The organism is Streptomyces sp. HUAS TT11 (genome assembly GCF_051553595.1).
Lineage (GTDB): Bacteria > Actinomycetota > Actinomycetes > Streptomycetales > Streptomycetaceae > Streptomyces.
Genome location: NZ_CP196184.1, coordinates 1,937,487 through 1,951,935 on the forward strand (window position 1 = coordinate 1,937,487; position 14,449 = coordinate 1,951,935).

The 14,449-nt window shown below is 71.1% G+C and carries 13 protein-coding genes and 1 pseudogene; 7 read left to right on the top strand and 7 right to left on the bottom strand.

Going from position 1 to position 14,449, the window contains the following annotated elements; translation table 11 throughout:
• Positions 1 to 4 precede the first annotated feature (4 nt).
• From ACSHXN_RS08885 to ACSHXN_RS08915, 7 genes are all read right to left on the bottom strand, one after another.
• A complete protein-coding gene (locus ACSHXN_RS08885; protein WP_356112124.1) occupies positions 5 to 1,222 on the bottom strand; it encodes an LLM class flavin-dependent oxidoreductase in 1,218 nt (405 codons plus the stop codon).
• A gap of 77 nt (positions 1,223 to 1,299) precedes the next feature.
• On the bottom strand, positions 1,300 to 2,283 hold the full coding sequence (locus ACSHXN_RS08890) for an ABC transporter substrate-binding protein (RefSeq protein WP_355134084.1): 984 nt from the start codon (positions 2,281 to 2,283) through the stop codon (positions 1,300 to 1,302).
• A 40-nt stretch (positions 2,284 to 2,323) separates the two neighbouring features.
• Complete coding sequence (locus ACSHXN_RS08895; protein WP_438302890.1) at positions 2,324 to 3,088, bottom strand: amino acid ABC transporter ATP-binding protein; 765 nt, start codon at positions 3,086 to 3,088, stop codon at positions 2,324 to 2,326.
• On the bottom strand, positions 3,085 to 4,092 hold the full coding sequence (locus tag ACSHXN_RS08900) for an amino acid ABC transporter permease (protein WP_438302891.1): 1,008 nt from the start codon (positions 4,090 to 4,092) through the stop codon (positions 3,085 to 3,087). The genes ACSHXN_RS08895 and ACSHXN_RS08900 overlap by 4 nt, the downstream gene beginning before the upstream one ends.
• A gap of 16 nt (positions 4,093 to 4,108) precedes the next feature.
• Positions 4,109 to 5,056 (bottom strand): ABC transporter substrate-binding protein, encoded by a 948-nt coding sequence (locus tag ACSHXN_RS08905; RefSeq protein WP_356112118.1) that lies wholly within the window; start codon positions 5,054 to 5,056, stop codon positions 4,109 to 4,111.
• On the bottom strand, positions 5,053 to 5,574 hold the full coding sequence (locus ACSHXN_RS08910; protein WP_355134092.1) for a GNAT family N-acetyltransferase: 522 nt from the start codon (positions 5,572 to 5,574) through the stop codon (positions 5,053 to 5,055). The genes ACSHXN_RS08905 and ACSHXN_RS08910 overlap by 4 nt, the downstream gene beginning before the upstream one ends.
• Positions 5,571 to 6,698: an LLM class flavin-dependent oxidoreductase gene (locus tag ACSHXN_RS08915; RefSeq protein ID WP_383355449.1), complete on the bottom strand. Its 1,128-nt coding sequence runs from the start codon at positions 6,696 to 6,698 to the stop codon at positions 5,571 to 5,573. The genes ACSHXN_RS08910 and ACSHXN_RS08915 overlap by 4 nt, the downstream gene beginning before the upstream one ends.
• Positions 6,699 to 7,280: 582 nt before the next feature.
• Here ACSHXN_RS08915 and ACSHXN_RS08920 point away from each other — a divergent pair.
• From ACSHXN_RS08920 to ACSHXN_RS08950, 7 genes and pseudogenes are all read left to right on the top strand, one after another.
• Positions 7,281 to 8,282, top strand: coding sequence for an amino acid ABC transporter permease (locus ACSHXN_RS08920; protein ID WP_438302892.1), 1,002 nt, complete (start codon positions 7,281 to 7,283; stop codon positions 8,280 to 8,282).
• Complete coding sequence (locus ACSHXN_RS08925) at positions 8,279 to 10,333, top strand: FAD/NAD(P)-binding protein (RefSeq protein ID WP_438302893.1); 2,055 nt, start codon at positions 8,279 to 8,281, stop codon at positions 10,331 to 10,333. Before ACSHXN_RS08920 ends, ACSHXN_RS08925 begins: the two co-directional genes overlap by 4 nt.
• A 130-nt stretch (positions 10,334 to 10,463) precedes the next feature.
• Positions 10,464 to 11,693 carry an acyl-CoA dehydrogenase family protein gene (locus ACSHXN_RS08930; protein ID WP_356292485.1) on the top strand — a complete coding sequence of 410 codons (1,230 nt, stop codon included), beginning with the start codon at positions 10,464 to 10,466 and terminating at the stop codon, positions 11,691 to 11,693.
• 111 nt (positions 11,694 to 11,804) lie between these two features.
• Positions 11,805 to 12,263, top strand: a complete 459-nt coding sequence (locus ACSHXN_RS08935; RefSeq protein ID WP_059130296.1) for an RrF2 family transcriptional regulator — start codon at positions 11,805 to 11,807, stop codon at positions 12,261 to 12,263.
• 146 nt (positions 12,264 to 12,409) lie between these two features.
• Positions 12,410 to 12,511, top strand: a complete 102-nt coding sequence (locus ACSHXN_RS08940) for a putative leader peptide (protein ID WP_355134102.1) — start codon at positions 12,410 to 12,412, stop codon at positions 12,509 to 12,511.
• Between the two features lie 310 nt (positions 12,512 to 12,821).
• Positions 12,822 to 13,928: an aliphatic sulfonate ABC transporter substrate-binding protein gene (locus ACSHXN_RS08945; protein WP_356114778.1), complete on the top strand. Its 1,107-nt coding sequence runs from the start codon at positions 12,822 to 12,824 to the stop codon at positions 13,926 to 13,928.
• Positions 13,929 to 14,073: 145 nt separating this feature from the next.
• Positions 14,074 to 14,337: pseudogene (locus tag ACSHXN_RS08950) on the top strand (TetR/AcrR family transcriptional regulator); the annotation flags it as partial.
• Between the last annotated feature and the right edge of the window lie 112 nt (positions 14,338 to 14,449).

Here is a 14,449-nt window from a genome sequence, read left to right on the forward strand (position 1 = left end):
CGGCTCAGGCGTCGGCGGTGGTGTAGCGGCCCGCGGGGCGGGCGAGGCCCAGCAGTCCGCGCAGGGTGTCGGCCTCGTAGGCGCGGCGGAAGGCCCCCCGGCGCTGGAGTTCGGGGACCAGGCCCCGGGTGATCGCCGGAAGGTCGTGGCCCAGGACGCCGGGACGCAGCCGGTAACCGGTGAGCCCCGCCGACCGCCACTCCTGGAGGAGATCGGCGAGCTGGGCGGGTGTGCCCGTGAAGACGCGGGCGTCACTGGTGTACGGCTCGCCCGCGAGCCCGTCGAGGCGCTCGCGCCGGGCCGCCGCGGCCGCGGGGTCGTCGTCGAGGAAGACCACCAGGTCGGCGAAGACGTGCAGGGGCGTCCCGGGACGGCCGGCCGCCGCCTGCTCGGCGCGGACTTCGGCGACGATGGCCCGGACCTGCTCGATGTCGTGCGGGGTGACATGGCCGATGTCGGCCTGGCGGCCCACGAGCCGGTAGGGCACCGTCCAGTGGGCGAGGGCGCTGACGACGGGCTGGCCCTGCGGTGGGCGCGGTGTGATGGACGGTCCCCTGACGCTGAAGTGGCGGCCCTCGAAGTCGATGTGGTGGAGCTTGTCGCGGTCGACGAAGCGGCCGGTGGCGGCGTCGCGGATCTCCGCGTCGTCCTCCCAGCTGTCCCAGAGCCGGCGCACCACCTCCACGTAGTCGGCGGCTTCGTCGAAGAGGTCGCCGATCACCTCCCGCGCGGCCGGGCTCTCGTAGCCGTCGATGCGGGGGATCGTGCGGCGGCCGAAGTGCGCCGCCTCGTTGGGACGGGCCGTGATCTGCACACGCAGGCCCGCACGGCCGGTGCTCACATGGTCGAGGGTGGCGATCGCCTTGGCGATGTGGAACGGCTCCGTGTGGGTGGCGACCACGGTCGGGACCAGGCCGATGTGCCGGGTGAGGGGCGCGACACGGGAAGCGATGAGGACGGCGTCCAGGCGGCCGCGGACCTGGTCCGTGCGTTCGTCGGGGTCGAGGAAGTGGGCCGACTGGAGGCCGAGGCCGTCCTCGAAGGTCACGAAGTCGAGCAGACCGCGCTCGGCCTCGGCGACCAGATCGGCCCAGTATCCGGCGGAGTACAGACTCCGGGGTTCGGCCACCGGCTCCCGCCAGGAGGCGGGGTGCCACCCGGTGCCGTCCAGGGCGACGGCGAGGTGCAGTGCTGTGGAAGCTGAGGAGGTCTTTGTGGACACGAGCGGATGCCTTTCCGGAAGGGGTCTGCGCGCGCGGAGAGGTGTGCCGGCCGGACCACCACCGCGCCCCGACGCGGCTACTTGTTGGACTTGGGCAGTCCGGGCGGGTTGATCTCGGACTTCGACACGGCCTCCTCCGACAGGCCCCAGCGCTCGAGCACCTTCGCGTACGTGCCGTTGCGGATGACCTCGTTGAGGGCGTCGGCCAGCGGTTCGACCAGGCCGCTGTCCTTCTTGGTGGTGGCCGCTATGAGGCCCTGGAGGCTTGCGCCCGCGCCGGAGTAGGTGCCGACGACCTCGGTTCGGCCCGTGGTGGCCGCGTGGTAGGCGGCGGTCGGGTTGGGGCCCAGGTAGAGGTCGATGCGGCCGGATCGCAGAGCGAGGTAGGTGTCGCTGTCGTTCTGGTAGTACTTGATGTCCACCGGCTTGCGGCCGGCCTTCTCGTTCTCCTTGCTCCACTCGATGAGCAGCTTCTCCTGGTTGGTGCCGCTGCTCACGGCGACCGTCCTGCCCGCCACGTCCGCGGGGCCCCGGACCTTCAGGCCGCTGCCCTTCTTCGCCTCGAAGCCGAGATTGTCCTCGCGGTAGGTGGCGAAGTCGTACTTCTCCTTGCGTTCCTCGGTGTCGGTGATGTTGCTGAAGCCGGCGTCGTACTTGCCGCTGTCGAGGCCGACGAAGACGTTCTCCCAGGAGACGGTCGTGAGGTGCGGCTCGAGACCGAGGACGTCCGCGACCAGGTGGGCGATGTCGGGCTCGACCCCGATGACGGTCCTGTTGTCGGTCGCGTGGAAGCTCAGCGGTGCGGCCGAGCCGGACGACACGACGATCTCCAGGGTGCCTCTCTTCCTGATCCTCTCCGGGACCTCCGCGGCTATGGCGGCGACCTTGCCCGTGGTGACGCGGTTCTGGTCGGGACTGAGGTTGATCTTCGTCGTGCTGCCCTTCGTGGCCGCGACCTCGGTCGTGCCGCCGTCGGAGGGGTTGGCGCAGGCGGCCAGGACGAGGGCCGAGGAGAGCGTCAGCGCGGCGGCGACGGTGTGGCGGGCGAGGGTCGCGGACATGGTCGTACTCCTTGCGTGGGCGGGCGGCGGTGAGGGGACGTCAGAGGACCTTGGAGAGGAAGGCGCGGGTGCGTTCGTGGCGGGGATCGTCCAGGACCGCCGTGGGCGGCCCCTGTTCCACGACCACACCGCCGTCCATGAAGACCACGGTGTCGGCGACCTCACGGGCGAAGCCGATCTCATGGGTGACGACGATCATGGTGGTTCCGGTGCGGGCCAAATCCCTGATCACGTCGAGGACCTCACCGACCAGCTCCGGGTCGAGCGCCGAGGTGGGCTCGTCGAAGAGCAGCACCTTCGGCCCGAGGGCGAGGGCGCGGGCGATGGCCACGCGCTGCTGCTGGCCGCCGGAGAGCCGGCGGGGGTAGGCGTCGGCCTTGTCGGCGAGACCCACCCGGTCGAGGAGCCGGCGGGCCGTCTCCTCGGCCTCCCTCCGCGGCCGGCGCAGTGCGGAGACGGGGGCCTCGACGAGGTTGTCCAGGACGGTCAGATGCGGGAACAGGTTGAAGGTCTGGAAGACGAACCCGATGCCGGTGCGCTGCTTCAGAACGTCCTTCTCCTTGAGCTCGTGCAGCTTGCCGCCGGAGCGGCGGTAGCCGATGAGCTCGCCGTCGATGCTGATCCAGCCCTGGTTGACCTTCTCCAGGTGGTTGATCGTGCGCAGCAGCGTGGACTTGCCGGAGCCCGACGGGCCGAGGATCACGGTGACCTCGCCGGCGCGGACCTGAAGGTCCACCCCGCGCAGCACTTCCAGTGCGCCGAAGCTCTTGTGGACGCCGTGGACGTCCACCATCACCTCGCTCATCGGCTCTCTCCCAGGGGGTTCAGGGGTACGACGGGCTGGTCGCGCCGGGCTGCCGCCGCGCGCAGATCACGCACGAAGCGACGGACACGCTGGAGCGGAGTGGGCGGCGGGGTGCGGTCGGCGCCCCGTGCGTAGCGACGCTCCACGTAGTACTGGGCGACCGACAGCAGCGAGGTCAGGACGACGTACCAGGCGGTGGCGACCAGCAGCAGCGGGATCACCCGGCCGTTGCGGCCGTAGACGACCTGCACCTGGTAGAACAGCTCGCCGATGGCCATCACATAGACCACGGACGTGCCCTTGAGCAGGCCGATGATCTCGTTGCCCGCCGTGGGCAGGATCGCGCGCATGGCCTGCGGCAGGACGATACGGCGGATCTGCCGCAGTCGCGGGATGCCCAGTGCGGCGGCGGCCTCCGACTGCCCGTGGTCGACCGAGATGACGCCACCGCGGACGATCTCGGCGGCATAGGCGGCCTGGTGCAGGGTCAGGCCGATGACGGCGGCGCCGATGGTGCCGATCACGCTGTCGCTGTCGACGGACCAGAACACCGGGCCGAAGGGGATGCCGACGCCCAGCTTCTCGTACAGGGCGCTCAGGTTGAACCAGAAGACCAGCTGCACGATCATCGGGATCGACCGGAAGATCCAGATGTATGTCCAGGCCACGGTCTGCAGTACCGGGCTGCGCGAGAGCCGCATGAAGGCCAGCACGGTGCCGAGGAGGAAGCCGAGCACGGTGGCGTAGGCGGTGAGCTGCAGGGTCACCCACACCGCCTGGACGATCGTCTCGGACAGGACGTAGTCACGGAAGACGCTCCACTCCCACACGGGGTTGGTGGCCAGGCCGTGCACGAACTGGGCGACGAGCACCAGCACCACGACGGCCGCCGTCCAGCGGGCGTAGTGGCGGGCGGGGACGACCCTGAGCGCTTCCGGGGCGGGCGGGACGTCGGGGGCGGCGCCCCGGGAGATCGCGCCGGGTGGCACGGTGCGGGTGGGCATGGTGGGGTCCCTGCTCCTAGGTGTGCTCGGGCGGGCTGATGCGGGACGTGTCGATCGCGGAGCCGGTGGTGCCCCACTTCCTGAGGATCCGGGCGTATGTGCCGTCCTTGATCAGCTGATTGACGGCGGCCTGGAACGGCTCGGTGAGAGTGGAGCCCTTCTTGAAGGCGAAACCGACGTCGAGGCGGTGGTACTCACCGAGGAACGTGGTGTGGGCGGCGGGCTGCGCTGCCTGATGGCGCAGCCCGTTGATGGTCGACATGATCACGTCGATACGGCCCTGCTGGAGGGCGGTGAAGGTCGCCCCGTTCTCCGAGTAGACCTTCACGTCGTACGGCTTCTTGCCGGCCTTCGTGCACACCCCCTTCTGCGCGTCGAGCGTCGCCTCGAAGGTGGTACCGGCGCCGATGCCCACGGTCCGTCCGCACAACTGGGTCAGGTCGCCGATCCGTTTGCCGAACGACGTGTCGCCCTGCTTCACCGCGAAGCCCTGGCCGTCGTCGATATAGGTGACGAAGTCGATGGTCTTCAGGCGCTCGGTGGTGACGCCGAAATTGCCGGTGCCGACGTCGTACTTGCCGCTGCGCAGGGCCGGCAGGATCGTCTCGAAGGAGGCGTCCTGCCGTTCCAGCCTGACTCCGAGGACCTTCGCCACGGCGTCGGCGATGTCGATGTCCTGTCCCTCGGGCGTGTGGGAGCCGTCCGGGTAGTACGCCGAGGGCGGCGCGCCGACGGAGCTGCCGATCCGCAGCGTGCCCGACGAGCGGACGGATGCCGGAAGCAGGGCGGCGATGGCGTCCACCGTGCGGACGGCGGCGACCGGGTCGTCCGCGGGCGCCCGCCGAGCCGACACCGCCTCGTCGTCGGGGTCGCCCGAGCCGCACGCGGTCAGGGCCAGCACAGGCAGGAGCGCGGCGGTGGCCGCGAGTGGGCGCAGACGTTCTCCGATGCGGTGGAGCTTCACTGGACGGTGGCCCTTCCGGTGGCGGGGAGGCGTTTCTCGAAGGGGAGCGGGCCGATGGTTTCCGGGTCGGCCTCGATGTCGAACAGCGGTGTGTAGCCGGTGGCCAGGTACAGTCCGCGGGCCTCCGGCTGGCGCGGCCCGGTGGTCAGCCGGATCCGCCGGTAGCCGCGGACGCCCGCCTCGTGTTCGAGCTCGGCGACGACGCGCCGGGCGAGCCCGCGTCGGCGATGGGCCGAGTGTGTCCAGATCCGCTTCAGCTCGGCCGTGACCGCGTCGTACCGCCGGAAGGCGCCGCCCGCGACGGGCGCGCCCCGCTCCAGGAACAGCAGCAGGACACCGCCGTGCGGTGCGGTGAACTCCTCGTCGGGGTAGCGGGCCAGTTCGGCGTGTGCGTCCTTGCCGTACCGGGTGGAGTACTCCTCGCCGAGTTCGTGCAGCAGGGGTCTCACGCGTGGGTCGGAGACCGGGACATGCACCACCGTCGGCCCGGGGACGGGCTTCGGTGCGGCGGAGGTCATTCGGCCACCGCCGCGTAGGTCCGGGGAGCATGCGCCGCCCGCTCCGAGTCGCGCTTGGCGACCTCCTCGCGGACGATCGGGATCACGTGTCGCCCGAAGTCGACGGCGTCGCCGAGCAGGTCGTAGCCGCGGGCGGAGAGGATGTCGACGCCGATGTCGTAGTAGTCCAGCAGGGCCCGGGCGACTGTCTCCGGTGTGCCGACCAGGGCGTTGGAGTTCCCCGCGCCACCGGTCGCGGCGGCGGTCGGGGTCCACAGGGCGCGGTCGTAGCGCTCCCCCGCCTCGGCGATGGCGATCAGCCGCCGCGAGCCGGTGTTCTCCGGGGTGTCCCCGCGGTGGTGCCGGACAAGGCCCGCTTCGCGCTGCTGCCGGATGGCACCGACCGTGCGGTGGGCCTTGTCCCAGGCCTGTTCCTCGGTCGGCGCGATGATCGGGCGGAAGGCGACCTGGATGCGCGGCACGTCGGTACGGCCCGCCGCCCTCGCGGCGGCCTTCACCGCCTCGATCTGCTCGGCGGTCCGCTCCAAGGGCTCCCCCCACAGGCAGTAGATGTCCGCCTCGGCGCCCCCGGCGGCGTACGCGGCGGGCGAGGAACCCCCGAACGACACGTTCGGGCGGGGCTGTTGGACCGGGAAGACGTCACTGACGAAGTCGTGGAAGCGGTAGTGCCCGCCCTCGTGGTCGAAGGGCTCGTGGGTGGTCCAGATCTTCTTGACGACGCGGATGTATTCGCGGGTGCGGGCGTAGCGCTCGTCCTTGGTCAGGGTGTCGCCCTCGCGGCCCTGCTCGTGGTCGTTGCCGCCGGTGATGAAGTGCACGGTCAGCCGGCCCTCGCTGATCTGGTCGAGGGTGGCGAAGGTCTTGGCGGCGAAGGTGGGGTACGAGACGTTGGGGCGGTGGGCGAGCAGGATCTGGAGCCGGTCCGTCCGGCTCGCGATGTACGCGGCCGCCGGGGCGGGGTCCGGGGATCCGGAGCCGTAGGCGAACAGCACCCGGTCCCAGCCATGGTCCTCGTGCGCCCGGGCGAGCCGGAGCGTGTAGTCCTTGTCGAATGCGGGGCCGGAGCGCGGGGTGGTTTCGGAGCCGTTGTTGGTGGCGGCGATGCCGAGGAACTCCACGGGCATGACAGAAGCCTTTCGGGAGGCCGTCCGTGCGCGGGCATGGCTGAACTGCCCTGCGCACGGGCATGACTGACTAGCCGTCAGACGAATGGACGGAGCGATGCGGGCGTGACGACGCCGGGCGTCGGGAGATACGGGGGTGCGGCAGCGCGCGCAGGGGGGATCTCGGCCCGCGACGGGGTCACCGAGGGAGGGAAGGGCCGGTCAGGCGGCCCGCTGCCGAGTCAGACGCAACACGCCGCGGACCACACACGACCGAAGTCGATGTGATCGCGCGAGACCAAGCGCAGCTGGGCATTCATGCGATTCATTGAGCAGTACGCCGGGCTTTTCGTCAACCGGTGACCGCATGCCGGACCGCTTGTGGCCGTACCGCGCACGGTTGACACAACCGTGCGGCCCACACATACGATCGACGGCGGAGAGGCTCCGCCGTGCGCGGTGTCTGTCCGGCCGCGTTGAGGGACGCGGCGAGCGTGACGACATCCCGTCCCGGCGGCCCCGTGGCGGCGCGGCACCCTGCGCCCGCGAGGGACCCCGGCTGGTCACCTACGCCTGCGATTCCCCTCCCCGGAGAGCCTCCCCATGGTCACGCCTTCCGATGTCATACCCGCCCCCGCGCACGAACGCGATGAGCGCGGCGCCCCCGAAGGACCGCCGCAGATCGTGCCGCGCCGGCACCCCGGCCGCCTGCTGACCGGTGCCGCCGCGCTGGCGGTTCTCGCGCTGGTCCTCCATTCCGTGGTCCGCAACGCCGCCTTCCAGTGGGACGTCGTGGGCCGATACCTCACCACCGGCGCGGTGCTCGACGGGCTGCTGCTCACCCTGTGGCTCACGGGAGCGGTGATGGTGCTGGGATTCCTGCTGGGCACCTTTCTGGCGGTGCTCCGCCTTTCGGCCAATCCGGTTCTGCGCACGCTCAGTTGGGGCTACGTGTGGATCTTCCGGTCCACTCCGCTGCTGGTGCAGCTGCTGTTCTGGTTCAACATCGGCGCCCTGTATCCGACCCTCGGCATCGGCATCCCCTTCGGCCCCCAGTTCGTCACCGTCAAGACGGTGAACCTGCTCGGCCCCACCCTCACCGCCGTCGTCGGACTGACTCTGCACGAGACCGCGTACGCCGCCGAGGTGGTGCGCGGCGGCATCCTGTCCGTGGATGCCGGGCAGAACGAGGCGGCCCAGGCACTGGGCCTCGGCAGATGGCGCACATTGCGCCGGATCGTCGTACCGCAGGCCATGCGCTCCATCGTGCCCACGGCCGGCAACATGCTGATCGGCACGCTCAAGGGCACCAGCATCGTCAGCGTGCTGGCGGTGCACGACCTGCTGTTCTCGGTGCAGCTGATCTACAACCGGACCTACCAGGTCATCCCGCTCCTGCTGGTCGCAACCCTCTGGTATGTCGCGGTGACCTCCGTGCTCGGCATCGGCCAGTACTACGTCGAGCGGTACTACGCCCGGGGCTCCGCGCGCAGCCTTCCGCCCACCCCGCTCGGGCGGCTGCGCGCCCGACTCGCCGCGCTGCGGGGCCGGCTGCGCCGGGCGGCCGCGGCCGACTCCCGTCCCGCCCTCGGCGGTGGCCGGTGAGCGCCGGTTCCGTATCGACCCTGGTCGTCGTCGGCGCGGGACCGCGCGCCACCGGGCTGCTGGAGCGCATCGCCGCCAACTCACCCGAACTGTGGTCAGGCGAGCGGGAGTTGCGCATCCATCTGGTGGACCCGCACCCACCCGGGCCGGGGCGGATCTGGCGGCACGCGCAGTCGCCGCTGCTGCGCATGAACTCCATGGCCGAGGACGTCACGATGTTCACCGACGAGACGTCCACCATCGACGGACCGGTCCGCCCGGGACCCTCCCTGGCCGAGTGGGCCGCTCAGTTCCGCCCCGGCGGACCGCGGTTCGCACCGTACGCCGAACCGGCCGACCCGGAGGTACTGCCCGAACTGCGCACACTGACCGGGACCGACTTCCCGACCCGGCGGGCCCAGAGCGTCTACCTGGACTGGGTGTTCCGCCGGGCGGTGGCCGAACTGCCGTCGACGGTCACCGTCGAATGGCACCGCACGACCGCGACGGCCGTGACCGGGCCGCCCGACGGCCCGCAGCAGGTGCACCTCGCCGACCGTGCCGCTCCGCTCGCCGCCGACCTGGTGGTCCTCGCCCAGGGGCACCTCGGCTCCGCCCCCGCCGCCGAGCACCGCACCCGTGCCGCCTTCGCCCGTCGTCACGGACGCTTCCATCTGCCGCCGGAGTTCTCCGCCGACGCCGATCTCACGGGACTGCGGCCCGGCGAGCACGTCGTCCTGCGCGGATTCGGGCTGGCCTGCGTCGACCTGGTGACGCTGCTCACCGAAGGACGGGGCGGCGCCTACCGCGACGAACCCGACGGCACCCTCAGCTACCTTCCCTCCGGCCGTGAGCCCGTGCTGCACATCGGTTCACGGCGCGGGGTGCCCTACCACGCAAAGACCGGCTACCGGCTCCAGGGACCCCGCCCTCCGCTGCCCCGCCACTTCGGCCCCGAGGCGGTCGACGCGCTGCTCGCCGAGGGACGCCCGCTGGATCTGCGCCACGACGTATGGCCCTTGATGGCCAAGGAGATCGGATTCGGGCACTACCACGAGTTGTTCCACGCCCACCCGGAGCGCACGGCCGTGCCGTGGCCGGAGTTCGCCGCCGCCTACGACCGCCTCGACTGGTACTCGGACGCGATGGCGTATCTGGTCGCCGGGGCCGTGCCCGGCCGGGCGGACCGCCTGGACTTCGAAGCCCTCGACCGCCCCTTGCAGGACCTGGTCTTCGCCTCGCCCGACGACTTCGAGGAGCATCTGCGTGACCGCATCGCCCGGGACGTGGCCCGCCGTGAGGATCCCGGGTACAGCGCCGACCTGGGCGCGTTCCTCGCCCTGCTCTCCGTGTACGGCCAGTTGCCGCGGCTGATCGCGGGGGGACGGCTGTCGGCCCGCTCCCTCGCCGAAGGCCTCGACGGCTGGTGGCACGGCTTCTTCAGCTTCCTCGCCTCGGGTCCACCCGGGTTCCGGCTGCGCCAGTTGCTCGCCCTGTCGCATGCCGGGCTCGTCCGCTTCCTCGGTGCCGACCTCCGCATCGGCACGGACGAGGCCACCGGGACCTTCACCGCGACGAGCCCCACCGTGCCCGGTCGCACGGTCCGTGCCACGGCCCTGATCGAGGCGTATCTGCCCGGCCCGAACCTCGACCGCACCGAGGACCCGCTGCTCCGGCGGCTGCACCGCACAGGCGCGCTCGCCGAGGAGGTCATCGCCGACGCCGAACACACCCACCGCTCCGGCCGGCTCACCGTCGTCCCCGCCGACGGCCACGTCGTCGATCCCGGTCTCGGCGGCCCGCACCCCCGCCGTATCGCCCTCGGCGCCCCGACCGACAGCCGCGCCGTAGCCGCCTTCGCCCGCCCCCGCACCAACGCCCCCGCCTTCCGCCAGAACGACGCGGTGGCCCGGGCGCTGCTGCGCGCCCTCGACACCGGTACACGCCCCGGCCCGCCCGCTGACGGCCCAGAAGGGCTCGACACCGATGTGAGCGTCGGAGCCGGTGTGCACCCGGGTGAAGTCCGGAACGCTTTCCCCAGTTTTCCTATCGATTTACTAGGAAAGCATTGACGAGGCCGAACGCGGATGCGCAGGATGATGTACACGGCCCGTACGCGGCAACGACTCGTTCGTCGTCGGCATGTCGACCTCGGTCACGCCATCAGTGCCGTCTGCTGCTGAAGTTGAGGAGACCACCTCCATGGGCGTTGCCCTTGCGTCGTCCGGCCTCACCTCGGAGCCCGACCGAACCGCGCCGCCCCCCGCACACTGGCTGCGCGTGGCCCGCGAGACCGCCGACGACCTCGCCACGGACGCGGTGGCCCGGGAGCAGGCCGGCAAGGCCCCGTTCGACGAGGTGTCCCGGCTGCGCGACGCGGGACTGCTCTCGCTGCTCGTCCCCGCCGAGTCGGGGGGAGGCGGTGGGGACTGGCCGACCGCCTATGCCGTGGTCCGGGAGATCGCCGCGGCCGACGGCGCGATCGGCCGGCTCCTCGGCTCGCACTACCACCTGTCGTCGAGTCCCCGGTTCTTCGGCGAACCCGCTCTCGCCGCACGGGTGCAGCGCCGGACCGCGGCGGAGCAGTGGTGCTGGGGAGGCGGTTTCGCCCGCCAGGAGCCGGCCCTGAGGCTGACCGAGACGGCCGACGGGCATGTGCTCGACGGCCGCCAGAGCTATCTCACCGGGGTCCTGGTCGCCGACCGTATCGCAGTACGGGCCGCGCGGGCCGACACCGGTGAGCCGGTCGCCCTCGTCGTCGATCCCGCCCGGAGCGGGGTGGGGATCGACAGCGACATCGACACCTTCGGACAGCGGCTCGCGGCCGGTGGCAGCGTCGAGTTCGACGCAGTCCCGGTGGCCGGCGACGACATACTCGGCTCCCTGCCCTCGGACGAGGACGTCCTCGCACCCTCCGCCGCGCTGGCGTCGCCGATCGGGCGCCTCTTCTCCGTCCAGCTCTGTCTCGGCGCGGCCGAGGGTGTGCTCGCCGAGGTCCGCGAGTACAGCAGGGCGGGCCACTCGCCCTGGCACCCCGCCTGGCCGGCCGGTTCCCCCGAGGAGTCGCAGGTACTGACCGCCTACGGCGAACTCGGCGTCCTCACCCGCTCCGCGTCGGCGCTCGCCGATCAGGCGCGGGAGGCCGTGTGCGGCGGACTGGCACGCGGCGAGGACCTCGGCTACGACGAGTACGCGGAGATCTCCGTCCTCGTGGCCATGGCCGAAGCCGCCGCGTCCACGGCCGCCCAGGAAGCCACCACCCGCGCGCTCGACGTCATCGGCGCCCGCTCCGCGTCCTCCCATCTGGGTTTGGACCGCTTCTGGCGCAATGCGCGCACCCACACCCTGTACGAACCCGTCGCCCACCGACTCCGCGACGTCGGGGACTACTTCCTCAACGGTGCACACCCTCCCTTCTCCCTCCCCCTCTGACCGCCCGGGCCGCGCTCCTGTGCCCGACCCGACCGCGCCGCAAAGACCCGCGCCCCTGTCCGGACCCGCCCGGGACGGACGAGGACGGGAGCTCTGCGGAATAATGAGCGCATGCGGATCTCAGCCAGGGCGGACTATGCGGTACGTGCCGCACTGCAGCTCGCCGCGTCCCGGGACGACGAGCCACTGAAGGCCGAGGCCATCGCCGACGCCCAGGACATTCCGCACAAATTCCTCGAGAGCATCCTGAACGACATGCGCCGGGGCGGTCTTGTGCTCAGCCAGCGCGGCGGCAAGGGCGGCTATCGGCTGGCCAGGCCCGCCGAGGCCATCAGCATCGCCGATGTCATACGCGTCGTGGACGGACCGCTGGTCTCGGTGCGCGGGGTCCGGCCCCCGGAGCTGTCCTACACCGGACCCGCCCAGTCGCTGCTCCCGCTGTGGATCGCGCTGCGGACCAATGTGCGCGAGATCCTCGAGGGCGTGTCGCTCGCGGATGTGGCATCGGCCCAACTGCCCGCCGGGGTGTCCGCACTGACCGACGCCCCGGGCGCCTGGGTGAACCCCTGACCCCACGCCCTGCGACCGCACCGATCTCGAAGAGCGAGATCTCTTCATCCAGCATGTGAACACCCCCTTGGGATGGGCGCCGACTTCTGCCACGATCCCCATCAACCCGGTAGGAAAACTAGGGATCCGTGGGGAGGAGGGCGGCCATGAGAACACTCAGCCGGGCAGGCCGGTTGCTGCCCCTTCTGACCTCGCGTCGCCACATCGACCTCGGCCGTACGTCCAGCGCCATCTGTCGACCCGTCTGAGACCGTCCGCAGAAGCGGCAGGCACCACGCCGGACATGGCCGCGGCCCCGCCGCTCCACGTCGGCGGACGGGGCGCCCTTCGACCGACGGCGTCACCCGCGCGTTCCCCTGACCTCGCGCCTTCGGGTCCCGCACGGCGGCCGTGAAGTCGCACCATCTCCTGCGGCACCCGCCGCCGCCCGCTTCACCGCCCCATACGGCGTTCCACCCGCCGAGGGCGGGTGAGCGTAGCGCCGGTGTGTGCCCAGGGGCTGCGCATCGCGCGGTTCCGTTTCTTCCCCGATCACCCATTCCCCGAGAGGACACCTCCGTGTCTGCCGCAAGACCGCTCACCACCCTGCGCACGATCGCCGTCATAGCGGCGCTCCCTCTCCTGCTGACCGCCTGCGGCTACGGTTCCGAGTCCACGGACGACGGCAAGCAGACCAAGGTCGCGGCGGACGGCAAGAAGCTCTCCACCGACGAAGTGAGGATCGGGTACTTCCCCAACCTCACCCACGCCACGGCGCTGGTCGGCGTCCAGGAGGGCCTGTTCCAGAAGGAGCTCGGCGGCACCACGATCAAGGCGTCGACCTTCAACGCCGGACCCTCCGAGATCGAGGCCCTCAACTCCGGCTCCATCGACATCGGCTGGATCGGCCCCTCCCCCGCCATCAACGGCTACACCAAGTCGAACGGCAAGAGCCTCCGCATCATCAGCGGCTCCGCGTCGGGCGGTGTGAAGCTCGTGGTCGACCCGAAGAAGATCACGTCCCTGAAGGACGTCAAGGGCAAGAAGATCGCGACGCCTCAGCTCGGCAACACGCAGGACGTCGCCTTCCTCAACTGGATCGCGGACCAGGGCTGGAAGGTCGACGCCGAGAGCGGAAAGGGCGACGTCTCGGTGCTCCGGATGGACAACAAGGTCACCCCGGACGCCTTCAAGTCCGGCTCGATCGACGGCGCCTGGGTGCCGGAGCCGACCGCGTCCAAACTGGTCGCCGAGGGCGGCAGGGTACTGCTCGACGAATCGGATCTCTGGCCCGGCAAGAAGTTCGTCATCACGAACATCATCGTGTCGCAGAAGTTCCTGAAGGAGCACCCGGACGTCGTCGAGGCCGTACTGCGCGGCTCGGTGAAGACCAACGCATGGATCAACGCGAACCCCGACAAGGCGAAGGCCTCCGCCAACGCCGCGCTGAAGGAACTGTCCGGCAAGGCGCTGCCCGCCGACGTCCTCGACCCGGCCTGGAAGTCCATCACGTTCCTGGACGACCCGCTGGCCGCGACGCTCGACAGCGAGGCGGATCACGCGGTGAAGGCCGGTCTGCTGGAGAAGCCCGACCTCAAGGGCATCTACGACCTCGCACCGCTCAACAAGGTCCTCAAGGCGGACGGCAGGAACGAGGTCGAGGACGCGGGTCTCGGAGCCGAGTGACGACGCGTCGGATTCGTCGCCCTTCGGGGAGTCGCCGGCTGCAACACGGCGGCTCCACCCGGACCGTCAACGGGCCTGGGCCCGCCGTCCGCCGGCTCGACCGGCGTGGACGGCGGGCCCAGGCCCGACCGCACCGCCCGCACGCATCACCCGGATCTGCGTACGGCGCAGACAGGACCCCGCGGGCACCGACACGTTCGTCGCACTCCCGCGCGGCGCCACGGACGACGAGCACACCACCGGAGCGCTGTATGTGACCGTGCGGGAGCGGACCCACGAGATCCACGCCCGGTTGCCGGCCGAGCACACGCCGGAACGCCGGCTGCTGTTCCTCGCCGCGCTGCTCGTCGAGGTCACCTTCAGCCGCCACACGGTCCGGGCCGGCGCCCTGGCGGAGGTGAGCGCGGAACGCCTCACCGAGGATCTGCCACACCGCCGCCGTGCACGCGCTCCGCTGCGAAGCGACCGAAAGCGGACACCCCGGCCGGGCCGGGTGGACGGAGAAGCCGGCGACACACACC

Bases quoted from the DNA above. Each gene is read 5' to 3' on its own strand.
- ACSHXN_RS08915 (WP_383355449.1), bottom strand. From the start codon at position 6,698: ATGCCCGTGGAGTTCCTCGGCATCGCCGCCACCAACAACGGCTCCGAA.
- ACSHXN_RS08920 (WP_438302892.1), top strand. From the start codon at position 7,281: ATGGTCACGCCTTCCGATGTCATACCCGCCCCCGCGCACGAACGCGAT.
- ACSHXN_RS08895 (WP_438302890.1), bottom strand. From the start codon at position 3,088: ATGAGCGAGGTGATGGTGGACGTCCACGGCGTCCACAAGAGCTTCGGC.
- ACSHXN_RS08900 (WP_438302891.1), bottom strand. From the start codon at position 4,092: ATGCCCACCCGCACCGTGCCACCCGGCGCGATCTCCCGGGGCGCCGCC.
- ACSHXN_RS08910 (WP_355134092.1), bottom strand. From the start codon at position 5,574: ATGACCTCCGCCGCACCGAAGCCCGTCCCCGGGCCGACGGTGGTGCAT.
- ACSHXN_RS08935 (WP_059130296.1), top strand. From the start codon at position 11,805: ATGCGGATCTCAGCCAGGGCGGACTATGCGGTACGTGCCGCACTGCAG.
- ACSHXN_RS08930 (WP_356292485.1), top strand. From the start codon at position 10,464: ATGGGCGTTGCCCTTGCGTCGTCCGGCCTCACCTCGGAGCCCGACCGA.
- ACSHXN_RS08940 (WP_355134102.1), top strand. From the start codon at position 12,410: ATGAGAACACTCAGCCGGGCAGGCCGGTTGCTGCCCCTTCTGACCTCG.
- ACSHXN_RS08890 (WP_355134084.1), bottom strand. From the start codon at position 2,283: ATGTCCGCGACCCTCGCCCGCCACACCGTCGCCGCCGCGCTGACGCTC.